The organism is Priestia sp. 179-F W1.4 NHS, assembly GCF_045369295.1.
Classification (GTDB): Bacteria; Bacillota; Bacilli; order Bacillales; family Bacillaceae_H; genus Priestia; species Priestia zanthoxyli.
The window spans coordinates 37,308-49,917 of record NZ_JBIQFF010000005.1; the positions used below are offsets into that span (position 1 = coordinate 37,308).

Consider the following 12,610-nt stretch of genomic DNA (forward strand, 5'->3'; position numbering starts at 1 on the left):
AGCAGTAAAAATGAAAATATATATTTTTTAGTTTACATAAAAATATTATAAGTAATTAGCGATAGCCCGACTTTCGAAACGCGTCGTATACCGTATCCTCTTGAAGTTTTTCAAGATAAACGTTCGTTGTAGCAATAGAAGAATGCCCTACTACTTGTTTCACAACCGCAAGTGGAACGTCATTAGCTAAACTATTTGTAATAAAGGTATGACGAAACCAATGAGGAGAAATAGACGCGTTTCCTTTTACTTTATAAACAGCTGATTTAATCGTTCGATACAACGTTGTATAGGATAATCGCTTTTTTTCGCCGGTACGATAATACTCTTTAATGGAGTAAAAAAGCGGTTCAGTGTCAAAAGGACTTAGTTCGGTGCTTTCATTTAACGCTTGCCGATAAGTGAAAAGCGTTTCTTTCACATCATCAAACACGGGAATAGTGCGTTCTTTTTTTCCTTTACCAATCACATCTACAACCAAATTTCCGCGGCGGTCTTCGCGGAAGCTTCCCCAATTTAAACTTAGCAGTTCACTTGAACGCATTCCACTCATATACAAAAGCATTCCCATTAAGCGATTGCGCGCTTTGAATTCCTTTTCATGCTGGCGAATGCGCACGACGGATTCTAACGCATTTACAATCACCTGTGCTTCGCGATCGGTTAGCTCTCGGTATTCGGTACGATTTTGTTTTTCCTTATCACTGTAATGTCCTTTTGCGATAGATGGTTTTTCAATCCACGTCGTATACAGCGAAGGATAAAAATGAGTAGCGTGTCCAAACTCTAGCATTCTTCTAAAAAATTCTAGTTTTCTTGCAGCAGTGCGATTGGCATATTGATTTATCATTTCTTCATTAAATAATTTGACTTCCATAAATCCAATCGATTTTAATGTAATCTCTCGTTCGTAGAAAAAAGACAGAATCGTTTTCATGTCTTGATTGTAAGATCTGATCGTATGAGGAGAAAGTGATTTTTTAATAATACGCATTGAAAAAAAGAGCTGAATAAATTCTTCATCTGAAACGTGCTTTAAATTCAAGTTGTTATCTTCATCTAACAGCTCTGCCTCTTCCCACTGCTCTTTTAGCTGGCGAAACGAATTTTTCGCAGGCGACAATTCAAATTCTTCCATTTTACCCCTCCTAATTATAAAAAACGAAGATATACTTTTTAAACGAACCAGAATTAAATATAAAGAGTTTTTATTCATCCGCAACAAATACCATTAAAAGTTTTCAAAAACCTCTCAAAACTTAATTTAGAAAGTCGTTTTTTAAAGATTTCAACATAAATATCCATTATATGTAAAATTCATTCTATTTTCTGCTTGTTTTTCTACTTTATCATATAAACGCTTGATAAGGAAGAGTTATCTTGCGTTAGTATAGTAAAGTATTTTTTCAAATGCTCTTTCTAAAGATTTGCTTTTTATGGTGGAACGGTAAAATCTATCATGATAGGAATTACACAAATTGTATATACATAAAAACATCACGCAGAACGTGATGTTTTTTAAAGTGATTCAATTTTTGTCAGATACAACTGTTTGTTGCTGTAAGAAACGGTATACGTTCGGTAATACTCTTTTTCCTGACTTTGACCGTTCGTTGTAATGGAAATAACTTCTTTTGTTTGGATTGTATAGACCGTTTCATCATCTTCTTCACTCACGGGTGCAACCTCTAATACCGAATAATCAACAAGTTCTTCTCGAATGTCTCTTTCATACAGCATTTTCACAAGCTGCTTTTGATCATTCCACAAAACACTGTCACGCTGGATATAAGGCTGTACGTGTTCGAATTTATTTGTGTTAATGGACTTTGTTAAATCTCGCAAATAATGTTCAATAAAAATATCTGCTGTTTCTCGATCAACTTTTAGGATATTTTTTAAATTAAACTCTTTTTCTTCCTTCTCTTCTTTTTCTTTTTCATCTTCTTTAAAGTCGTCGATTCGCTGAGAGCTGTTTTTGCTGATGGCATACTTTGTATGGTTCTCTTTGAAAACCATGATTTCTTCCTTTTCCCCTTTTTCATTTGTGCGGGTTGTTTCGCCTTGGTATGAAATATCACTAGAAGGATTAATTGACTTCACGTATTCCATATATTCATCAGCCGTAATGTTGAGGTATTTTTGATGATAGGTAACTTCATCCCATTCATTTAACTTCCATTGCTTATTAACGTATTTAAAATTCATGTAAATGGTCAGTCCGCCGCTCCCTTCTTTACTAATTGGTTCAATGGCTGACACCGAAAATTGCCCGGGGTGATTGTTAATAAGTTCAAATCGAATAAGATGATTAACATCAGGGAAAAAGCTCATATTACATTCTTTACAGTAATAATTAGTGGAGATACTTTTTAACTTTGTTGCAATTAAAGATGATGTTGCATATGGCGTTAGCGCTTTTTTTAACGTTTCATAATCAGCAGGGTTAGATTCATTATCCCATTCATACTCTTCACCTAATTCTTTATAGGTGCTTGAAATTTTATTCATCGTCTCAACTGCAGTTTTTTCTGCTTTTTTTTCTGATACAAGATCAGGCTTGATAGATGACTTAGCTTGATCTTTTGGGATCACTTCATCTGAGGAAGGTTCGGTTGGTTTGGATAACTTAACTGTTTCTTTTTCTTCACAGGCCGTTAAAACCATTAGCAGCAGTAGAACGAATGCAATCGTCCATTTTTTATGCATAAGGTGTCCTCCTCAATGCCGAATTTAGTCTGTTCTTAAAAGGATTTTTAATTTTCGAACGTATCGAGTACGTAATCACCGCTTGGAATTCCCCATTTTGCCTTTTTATGTTGAACTGTTTTAGCAAGTAACGAAATGGAGTTTTCTTTAAGCGTAATGACAATGGTTCCTTTATTTCCTTGCCCATCATTTTCATATTCAATGGCGGCTTGGTTATTTTCAAAGCGAATATTTTTTTGTTCAACGGTTGACACGCGGATTTTGCTAGGTGGCTGGTACGAATTTATTTTAATCGTCGCTTCCGAGTTGGATGTAGCAAGAAATTGAATGATAGGAGATCCGTTATCATTGCCAGTGGTCCATTTTCCATCGTAGTCGTGTAAATCTGTTGTTTGTGTAGTGGGAGTTTCAGTGTGTGTATTTGGTTTAGATGAAAAGTCGAATGGTTCTACACTCGATAGCTTTAACGTATCGTTTTGGTAAACAGCTGTATAAAGGCGGTCGCAAACTTTGCTGTAAGGATCTTTGCCGGGCTGTTTTAATAAGCTTTCCTCGTGGGTTTGTATTTTGAACACATGGTTAGGTTCTTCATACCAATTGACAATATGAAACGTTTGCTTCTTCTGCTCGATGCCTTGTCGTGTGAAATTGTCAACAAGAAGGTTCTGCTCTTTATAAAAAGAACTGTCCGCTTTCAAAAAAGCTTTTAGATCATTAAAAGAGTTGTCATCAATTGCTTTTCCGAACGCTGAAAAATAATCAGTCATCCAGGCTGTAATAAATTTTCCGCTCATTGCTTCTTTATTCAAATCAATTGATTGAATGCTTTCTACCTGTGTTTTTGGTTCATTTAGTACTTTTTTTGCATCTTTTTCTACTATCATTGTATTTCCGTCTTTTATTGTCTCTTCTTGCTGACAGGCTGATAACAGAATAGATGAAACAACCGTGATAATGATTGTATTACGTTTGTTCATCATAATTGCCCCTTCTTTATCTAATATAAATGTATGTATATTCTTCCAACAAACAGACCTAGTATATCATTCTACAAAAAAACGCTCAACCCTTTAATTTCACAAGAAAAACGGCTTGCCTTTACAGCAGCCGTTTTTCTTCTTATTTAATAGATGCTTCTTGATATGAATTGAATGCCTCTTTTTTAAGCTGTCTTGAACCATAAAAAACATAGTAAATAATTGAAAGAAGGAAAATGCCAAGAATCACATACATTAAAGGTAGAGAAACACCAAACAGCATTAAACTTGTTGTAAGCACACTGTATTTTATAATGCTGTATAAGCACAGAATCCCTAATACTAAAGCAACGCTTGGCACTACCGGGTAATTTACTTTAAAAGGACGAGATAAGTTAGGTTCTTTTTTGCGTAAAATAAAAAGAGAAACTAAACTGATGCAGTACATCATCATTGCTCCGAATACAGATAAGATAATAAGGGCATTGGCAAACGTGGCAGATCCAGCACAAATCACACCGATTGCTCCCGGAATCAACAAACCGCCGACAGGAACTCCTTTTTTATTCGTTTTAGCAAGAAATTTAGGGAAGTAACCATCTCGTGCAAGCGCATAGGTTTGTCTTGAAAATCCCATGATGATTCCATTTAAACTAGCAATCAATCCGAATAGCCCGATAATAGCAACAACGGTTGAAATGCCGTTTCCGTATACAGAAGATAGTGCCTGTGGAAGTGGATAATCAGCTAGCTTTCCGCTTCCTCCGCCAAGTCCTGCTGTTACAAATAGTGTAAACAACGTTGCGGTTGCTAGAGTAATAATCGCTCCAATAAACCCTTTAGGGATGTTTTTCTTAGGATTTTCCACTTCTTCCGCTGCCATTGCTCCGCCTTCTATTGCAAGATAGAACCAAACAGCGAATGGAATAGCCGCTAGTACCCCTGTTGGCCCGTTAATAAATGAATGATCGTTAAAAATATTTGATGTTTGTACATGAGGCAAACCAGCTACATAAAAAATAGATAAACCAATTAGTGCAACAATGGTAGCTGTAAGCTCAATCACCGCTACTTCTTTTACCCCGATTAAATTTAGTAAAACAAAGAAAATAAAGGCACCTACCGTTGCATATACAGGGTTAACGGCTGGGATAAGAAAGTGCAGGTATGCTCCTGTTGATACCGCAATAGCAGGAGGAGCAAAAATAAATTCAAGCAAGCATGCAATTCCGGCGATATATCCGCCAAAAGGTCCAAGTGCTCTTCTTGCATAAGCTGAAGGTCCACCAGCTTGCGGGATAGATGTTGAAAGCTCTGCATAGCTGAACATAAACGTTGTGTAAAACACGGTTACAATTAAGGTTGCAATTGCAAGTCCGATAATCCCGCCTTGTTCAAACCCGTAGTTCCACCCAAAGTATTGTCCTGAAATAACCATACCAACTGAAATAGCCCATAAATGAATAGGTTTTAATTGTTTTTGTAACGCCATACGTTCTCCTCCTTTTGATGTTTAGACAATAAGATGTACACCGCTTGTTTGCTGCTTAATCATTTTGTCAATCATGGTACCGATATGTGCGGCTGCCTCAATAGGAGGCGTACCTCTTTTATGAATATTAGAAATAACCATACGATCAGACTCTTTTTTGCCTTTGCTAGGTTCATAGCACATGTAAGCACTCATGGATTCAGCACTGACCAGCCCAGGTCGCTCTCCAATCAATAGCACAAGTGCTTTTGGCTTTATGATTTCACCAATTTCATCCATACATGCAACTCGTCCTCCTTTTACAAAAAACGAAGTCCCGATACGAAGTCCATATGACTCCAGTGAATCAATTAAAGCAGGATACACGTCGCTCATGTTTTCTTCAATTGCCTTAGCACTCAGTCCATCTGATACCACTACTTGTACATCAGGCTGCTGCACGCAGTTTTTTAAAATCTCTTTCTTAGCGTCATCTGCTAATAACCTTCCTTGATCCGGCCGTTTTAAATAATGTTCTTTTGACTCCGCCCGTGTATTCACAGAAAAAAGGTTAAACTCAGATAGAATATCTTCTGAAACTGAGCCGTATACAGAGTCTACGGCTGCGGCATGATCTGTGCGAAAAGATAAAACGTCTTTTGTTAGCGGCCTTGTTCCCGTACGACCAACACCTATGCGGGCAGGGGTAAATTGTTTAAGTGTTTCAAGCGGATCGCGATTTGACTTTGGTATCATAGTAAGCACCTTCCTTAAATCAAATTCATAAAAATAGTTGGGTCTCCAGCTCTTGATGTGAAGCGTCCGTTTTCCATAATACGCTGATCTTCAAGCCATTTTTGAAATAACGGAGTTGGGGTACGGCCGAGTACATTGCGCACGGTTGCGATATCATGATAACTAAGAGACTGATAGTTTAGCATGCAGTCATCAGCCATGGGCACTCCTATTACAAAGTTCACCCCAGCTGTTCCTAGAAGCATACTTAAATTATCCATATCGTTTTGATCAGCATCCATGTGGTTGGTGTAACATACGTCTACTCCCATAGGCAAGCCGTGCATTTTGCCCATAAAGTGATCTTCTAACCCAGCTCTTAGAACTTGTTTGCTGTTATATAAATATTCAGGTCCAATAAATCCAACAACCGTGTTAACTAAGAAAGGCTTATAGTGGCGAGCTAAGCCATAGCATCTAGCTTCGAGCGTTACTTGATCAATATTATAGTGGGCTTCTGCTGACAGTTCAGAACCTTGTCCTGTTTCAAAATACCAGCGGTTCGGGCCCTTTGCTGTCCCTTTTTCATGAATTAACGCTGTCGCTTCATCGAGTATAGACAGTGAAATCCCAAATGAATCATTACCGGCTTCTGTGCCTGCTAAACTTTGAAAAACCAAGTCAGCAGCTGCTCCTTTTTCGATTGCTCTCATTTGACTTGTTACATGTGATAACACACAGTTTTGAGTAGGAATCGACCATTCGTTGATTATATTTTTTGTTTCATTTAAAAGCGCGTAGATATTATCCGTTGTATCAATAACAGGGTTAATTCCGATAACCGCATCTCCAATTCCATAGCTTAACGCTTCGTAGAGAGATGCTCTCATTCCTTTTAAGTTATCTGAAGGATGATTAGGCTGGGCTCTTGAAGCCAATACGCCTTTTTGACCGATAGTCGTTTGACAAGTAGTTTGCACTTCTATCTTGGCAGCTCCTTGAATTAAATCTAAATTGGACATAATTTTAGTAGCTGCCGCAATCATTTCGCTGTTTAATCCCTTGCTAAGCGCAAGAAGGTCTTCTCCGGTATGCTCATCAGATAAGATGTATTCTCTTAACTCCCCTACTGTCCAATTTTTAATAATGTCGTAAACCGATGAATCAACCTGACTTTCGATTAATGCCGAGACGTTGTCTTCATCTGCGCTTAGCAGCGGGTAATTTCGAATATCAGCAAGTGTGATATCAGCTAGCACTTGTTTGGCTGCCATTCGTTCTTTCATTGACTCAGCGCTAACTCCTGCGAGCTGATCTCCAGAACGTTCTTCGTTTGCTTTGGCCATAATTTCTTTTAAGCTATAAAATGAAAATGTTTCTCCTAACAATCGTGTAGTTTTAAACATCGTTTCCTCCTTGTATGTTCAGTTGATTATGATGAAAAAGCGAGTGTTTTAATCGAAACAGAGATTGCCTCTCCAGCTACGGGTAACCCTAGATCGACATAATCTCCGTGGGTAAAGTCAATTTGATCTAAACAAATAATTTCTAATTCTTTCTCCTGTTTGGCTAGTGCTTGTCCTAAAGCTTTAGCAATATCCTGCTCGCATAAAACAACGAGGCACTTAGCTCCTTTAAAACAAGCACCAAATTCAGCGCTTATTACTTTTGCTAATTCTTGCAGCATTCTATAGCTGCAGTAAGGGAAATGAGATAAAGCAATAGCAATGGGAGGATCTTCTGCGCTGAAAACAGTTGAAGCCTGCATACATGCCGTTCGAGCTCTTTCTTGAAACAGCTGCGGATTCCACTCCTCCTCTTGCTGTACGGGTATCTCTATAATCGGAATATTTTTTAGCGGCAGCCGCTTTGATTTAATGTATACGGTTGATCCGCTAACTTCTGTATTTTGCATACCAGCTCCAATGACAGTGGCTCGCGTTGTTTCAGCCGCTCGAGATACCTGTATGGCTTGAAACTGATAAGCTAGCAGCGGACCAATGTCTCCGTGTATGGCCACTTCCTTCACTGTTTTTGGTTTCTCCTTCTCTATCATGGCTCCTACTCCTCCCGAGACCATGATTGTCTCTGGCCGAGTAGAAGATCTTGTATGAGGGGAAACGAGCAGCAAAGAGGTTTGCTTCAGTGCGCTCACATAATCCACGGTTTCTTTAGCTAGCAATTTGCAAATAGACGAGAGTTTTTCAAATGTTGCTTTTTCGCCTTCTTGAAGCATCAGAGAATTATTTTTTAAAAATTCAGTTAAATAAGACGAAACGTAGGTAACAATACCATCTTCGTTTAGTCGAATTAATCTTCCGCCTACATGCAGGGTAAACGTTTCAATCACTTTTCCATTTTGACATAAGGCGATGTTAGCAGTGCCTCCACCTACATCAATATTGGCAATCACTTTATTGGTTTCAGCAGAATGTTCGATTGCTCCCGATCCTTTTGCCGCTAACATTCCTTCTAAGTCAGCACCAGCTGTTGCAACAACAAAATTCCCAGCGTGTTCAGCTAGATAGTGAACGATACTCTCTGCATTTTGCTTCCGAGCCGTTTCTCCTGTGATGATCACAGCACCCGCCTCCACTTGATCTAAGGAGATCCCTGCTTTTTTGTACTCTTTTTCTAGTAATAGCGTTAACCTTCGAACATCGATTTCAACCTCGTTTACCATAGGTGTTGTATAGATGGAACTTGCATACGTTACGCGACGATCAATAATTTGACAGCCTGGCAGCGTAAACTGATTTTGTTGATTTGCTATTAACAGTTTGCTTACAATCAGTTTTGTTGTGCTTGTTCCAATATCTAAACCTATGCTCGTGATCCATTTCTGTAGCATACGATCAATCCTTTATCTCGTTTGAATATGTTGACTATCATAAAACAGTTTTTTGAATATTTCACTAACTATGTTATCAAACCTGACACACTTTTGTGTAAACAAAGGTGACAAATGACAAAAAAGACTAAATCTTGGCAGATTTAGTCTTTTTTCTTATGATGAGTGTGATTTAGTTACAATCATTCTTGATGCCGATGGAATTAACAATGAAAGAATGACTAAGCAGGCTATTAGTGACCCTACCATTGAAATACCGTTCATTGAAAAAGAATACCACAGAGCGGACATACCCTTTGGTGCGTACGATCCCCAGAAAATAATACCAGCAATAAAGTGCCAGAAATAACGTGCGAAGCTGCCGATAATAAGGGATAAAACAATTAAAATAAAAGCTTTTGATCTGTTATTGGTAGCTAAATTTGTTTTAATAGATTGTGAAAAAATACCTCCAAAACCTATAAAAGCAAAAGCTACAATATATTCAATAAATGTTTGTAGCGCTGTTAAAATATAAGCTGTTCCTGTCGCTAACTGCAAAAGCCCCCATAATAGACCAGATAGAGCCCCGCCTTTTACTCCCCAGCGAAAGCACATAATAAAAATGGGCACCATGGAGAACGAAATGCTCACAGCCGTCGCAATTTTAATTGAAGGCAAAAGGTCAAGTAGAAGTGCCAATGCTGCAAAAATAGCTATTTCAATTTTAGCCTGTAAAGGTAATGCTTTATTCACGTTTCTCACTCCTGTTTTTGAATCATTCATATCAAACGGTTTACACAGGAGTAAGCAAATAGGTATGCTACTATTCCCACATTCCTACGCTAGCGTTAACTAACAGGTTCAAAGGGTCTGAACATTTCGTTCACTCTCAGCACGGCGGCTCCCCCTGTGGTACGTTTGGATATTTATGTAGTATAAAGACAACGTTTATTATACCATACGTAACAAAATAGATTCGAGAGATTTCAAAGATGTTTCTATTTTCTGAATCTATTTTTTATAATGACAATCGTTTTAGTATTTGTTATACTTCTTTTATGTCAATTGAATATAAAAAACCCTCATCCTAATCGATGAGGTAGAGGTCGCAGTTTTTAATAGTAAAGTAACGGAAATGCAGAGAACATTGAGGATGTTGCTTGAAAGGAAAAATTGCCGAAGTTTAAATCACTTCTCGGTTGATTTAAGCTGGGGCTGTCTCCGAACAGGAACAGAACTGTCACATCATGCGAGTGATGTGAAGAGCTATCTTCACGGAAGGTTGACGCGGTTTTCAGATTTAAAAGCGCGCACATATACTGCGGGCTTTTTTTATGTTATCCCGTCTCTTTCCGTACATTCGAAAGGAGTATTTATCTATGCAAGAGCAGCAAGAATTAAAACGTGGGTTGAAATCTCGCCACTTAACGATGATTTCATTAGGAGGAGCCATCGGAACCGGCTTATTCCTAGCAAGTGGTGGAGCAATTCACACAGCAGGACCTGGGGGAGCGCTTTTAGCTTACGCTATTATTGGCGTAATGGTTTACTTTTTGATGACCAGTCTAGCAGAGCTCGCAGCTTATATGCCTGAAGCTGGTTCATTTAGTACGTATGCGTCTCGTTTTGTAGATCCATCCTTTGGTTTCGCTCTCGGCTGGAACTACTGGTATAACTGGGCTATTACGATTGCAGCTGAATTATCCGCTGGAGCCCTTATTATGAAATTTTGGTTCCCGAACTCTTCTTCTATTTTATGGAGTGCCCTGTTTTTATTAATTATGTTTGGGCTTAACTACCTTTCTGTAAAAGGATTTGGTGAATCTGAATTTTGGTTTTCGTTAATTAAAGTAGTAACGGTTATTATCTTTTTAGTTATTGGTATTATGATGATTTTTGGTATCTTTAACAATGAAGCACCAGGTTTTAAAAACTTCACGCTTGGTGATGGACCGATTCACGGTGGATTCTTCACTGTACTAGGTATCTTTATGGCAGCTGGTTTTTCATTCCAAGGAACAGAGTTGCTTGGAGTTGCAGCTGGAGAAAGTGAAGATCCAGAAAAAACGGTTCCTCGCGCAGTGAAACAAGTCTTCTGGCGCATCTTGTTATTTTATATTTTAGCTATTTTTGTTATCGGGATGCTTATTCCATACACAGCGGATTCGTTAGCAAGTGATGATGTGCGAGTAAGTCCGTTTACTTTAATATTCGAACGAGCAGGTCTAGCGTTTGCTGCATCAGCTATCAATGCCGTTATTTTAACAGCTGTTTTATCTGCTGGTAACTCAGGTATGTATGCTTCTACGCGTATGCTGTGGAACTTAGCGAAAGATGGAAAAGCACCAAGGTTCTTAGCAAAAGTGAATAAACGAGGCGTTCCGGTTAATGCCTTAATCGCAACGGCGCTTGTCGGTACACTTGCATTTGGTGCTTCATTCTTTGGAGACGGTGCGGTATACACATGGTTACTTAACGCTTCTGGTATGTCTGGTTTTATTGCTTGGCTAGGAATCGCGATTAGCCACTATCGTTTTAGAAGAGCATTTGTTGCTCAAGGTCATGATTTGAGTGAACTTCCATATCATGCAAAACTTTTCCCATTTGGCCCTATCTTTGCCTTTATTTTATGTGCCGTTGTTATTTTAGGCCAAAACTATTCGGCGTTTATGGGTGACTCGATTGACTGGTACGGTGTACTTGTTTCTTATATCGGACTGCCTTTATTCTTAATTGTTTGGTTAGGATACAAATGGACGAAAAAGTCGAAGCTTATCCCGTTAAAAGAATGTCAAGTAACAGTGAAAAAATACGAATAAAAAAAGCTCTCTATTCTTTTGAATAGAGAGCTTTTTTTATATGAGCTGATCGGCAAAATGAAGAGATATATAAGCGGGTTGGTTTTTCATAACAAGCATATAACCTTTGAGGGGGCGATTATAGTAATCCACAGCTTCTATATAATAAATACGCTGAATTAACCTGCTTAAATGAGTTACAAAAGATGGAAGTTGGTGATTAGGAATGGTTTGGATGTAGTCTATGATTTCTTGTTTCGTTTGAAGGCCCGAATGGGTACATTCTAACAGATGAAAAAGCGGATCTGCCGCTATAGTAGATAGTTCAGAATTGTGTTTGATTCTATTCAGCTGGATATGCAGTTCTTTTTTGGACCATCTTTTCGGCACAGCTCTTAGATGTTGATACTGAAAATGTGTATTCATGATAGCTAACACCTTTCGTATTAAAATAATAAAACAACTTATTATTTTAATAACCTTTACACATGAAACTAAAACGTTACAATGTGTAAAGGTGTCATACATCTTATAAAATAAGCTGATAAAAAAGCACATCTTGCCACTGATCAAATTTCCAGCCTACTTCTTTAAACTCTCCGCAAAACGTAAAATTAAATTGCTCATGCATTTTGATACTGATATCATTACCTTTTGTAATTCCTGAAATGACAACGTGATGGTCGACTTCTTTAGCCAATTCCAAAATGCGTTTCATAAGCTGTTTTCCAATACCATACCCTTGTTGATTTTTATCAATATAAATCGATAGCTCTACTGTTTGAATGTACGCTTCTTTATCTCGATACGAGGAAAGCGAAGCATAGCCCGCTACTACTCCATCTTTTTCTGCGACAATAAGTGGAAAAAGTTTATTGCTAATATGATTATTAAACCAGCCCCTTCTTTGTTCCACTGTTACAGGCGTTAAGTCAAAAGTAGCAGCACTTGTTTGAACGGACTGATTATAAATTTCAACAAGCATAGGTAAATCTTCTTCTTTAGCATAACGAATGATCATATGTACAAACTCCTTATAGTATAGAATTATCTTTATTTTACTTCTTTTAAGAAACATAATCTACAT

11 protein-coding genes and 2 riboswitches are annotated in these 12,610 nt (G+C 38.0%); of the genes, 1 reads left to right on the top strand and 10 read right to left on the bottom strand.

Going from position 1 to position 12,610, the window contains the following annotated elements; all coding sequences use genetic code 11:
- Positions 1-55 precede the first annotated feature (55 nt).
- From ACH0CI_RS20660 to thiT, 8 genes are all read right to left on the bottom strand, one after another.
- Positions 56-1,138 (bottom strand): tyrosine-type recombinase/integrase, encoded by a 1,083-nt coding sequence (locus ACH0CI_RS20660; protein ID WP_048019252.1) that lies wholly within the window; start codon positions 1,136-1,138, stop codon positions 56-58.
- Positions 1,139-1,518: 380 nt separating this feature from the next.
- Positions 1,519-2,709: a TcaA NTF2-like domain-containing protein gene (locus tag ACH0CI_RS20665; RefSeq protein ID WP_406902182.1), complete on the bottom strand. Its 1,191-nt coding sequence runs from the start codon at positions 2,707-2,709 to the stop codon at positions 1,519-1,521.
- A gap of 47 nt (positions 2,710-2,756) precedes the next feature.
- The gene (locus tag ACH0CI_RS20670; RefSeq protein ID WP_335388219.1) at positions 2,757-3,686 is read right to left on the bottom strand and encodes a TcaA NTF2-like domain-containing protein; all 930 of its coding nucleotides are present in this window, start codon (positions 3,684-3,686) and stop codon (positions 2,757-2,759) included.
- 142 nt (positions 3,687-3,828) lie between these two features.
- A complete protein-coding gene (gene eat / locus ACH0CI_RS20675) occupies positions 3,829-5,178 on the bottom strand; it encodes an ethanolamine permease (RefSeq protein WP_406902183.1) in 1,350 nt (449 codons plus the stop codon).
- Between the two features lie 21 nt (positions 5,179-5,199).
- Positions 5,200-5,913 (bottom strand): ethanolamine ammonia-lyase subunit EutC, encoded by a 714-nt coding sequence (gene eutC / locus ACH0CI_RS20680; protein ID WP_049164845.1) that lies wholly within the window; start codon positions 5,911-5,913, stop codon positions 5,200-5,202.
- A 14-nt stretch (positions 5,914-5,927) separates the two neighbouring features.
- On the bottom strand, positions 5,928-7,298 hold the full coding sequence (locus ACH0CI_RS20685) for an ethanolamine ammonia-lyase subunit EutB (RefSeq protein WP_335388225.1): 1,371 nt from the start codon (positions 7,296-7,298) through the stop codon (positions 5,928-5,930).
- Between the two features lie 26 nt (positions 7,299-7,324).
- Positions 7,325-8,743 carry an ethanolamine ammonia-lyase reactivating factor EutA gene (locus tag ACH0CI_RS20690; protein WP_406902184.1) on the bottom strand — a complete coding sequence of 473 codons (1,419 nt, stop codon included), beginning with the start codon at positions 8,741-8,743 and terminating at the stop codon, positions 7,325-7,327.
- A gap of 156 nt (positions 8,744-8,899) precedes the next feature.
- The gene (thiT, locus tag ACH0CI_RS20695; protein WP_406902185.1) at positions 8,900-9,478 is read right to left on the bottom strand and encodes an energy-coupled thiamine transporter ThiT; all 579 of its coding nucleotides are present in this window, start codon (positions 9,476-9,478) and stop codon (positions 8,900-8,902) included.
- 64 nt (positions 9,479-9,542) lie between these two features.
- Positions 9,543-9,643: riboswitch (TPP riboswitch) on the bottom strand.
- Positions 9,644-9,817: 174 nt separating this feature from the next.
- Positions 9,818-10,002: riboswitch (Lysine riboswitch) on the top strand.
- Between the two features lie 102 nt (positions 10,003-10,104).
- Between thiT and ACH0CI_RS20700 the strand changes: the two genes are divergently transcribed.
- The gene (locus ACH0CI_RS20700) at positions 10,105-11,544 is read left to right on the top strand and encodes an amino acid permease (RefSeq protein ID WP_013057233.1); all 1,440 of its coding nucleotides are present in this window, start codon (positions 10,105-10,107) and stop codon (positions 11,542-11,544) included.
- A 36-nt stretch (positions 11,545-11,580) separates the two neighbouring features.
- Here ACH0CI_RS20700 and ACH0CI_RS20705 read toward each other — a convergent pair whose 3' ends face one another.
- Together ACH0CI_RS20705 and ACH0CI_RS20710 are read right to left on the bottom strand one after the other, a co-directional pair.
- Complete coding sequence (locus ACH0CI_RS20705) at positions 11,581-11,949, bottom strand: hypothetical protein (protein WP_335388233.1); 369 nt, start codon at positions 11,947-11,949, stop codon at positions 11,581-11,583.
- 103 nt (positions 11,950-12,052) lie between these two features.
- A complete protein-coding gene (locus ACH0CI_RS20710; RefSeq protein ID WP_335388235.1) occupies positions 12,053-12,544 on the bottom strand; it encodes a GNAT family N-acetyltransferase in 492 nt (163 codons plus the stop codon).
- Positions 12,545-12,610 lie beyond the last annotated feature (66 nt).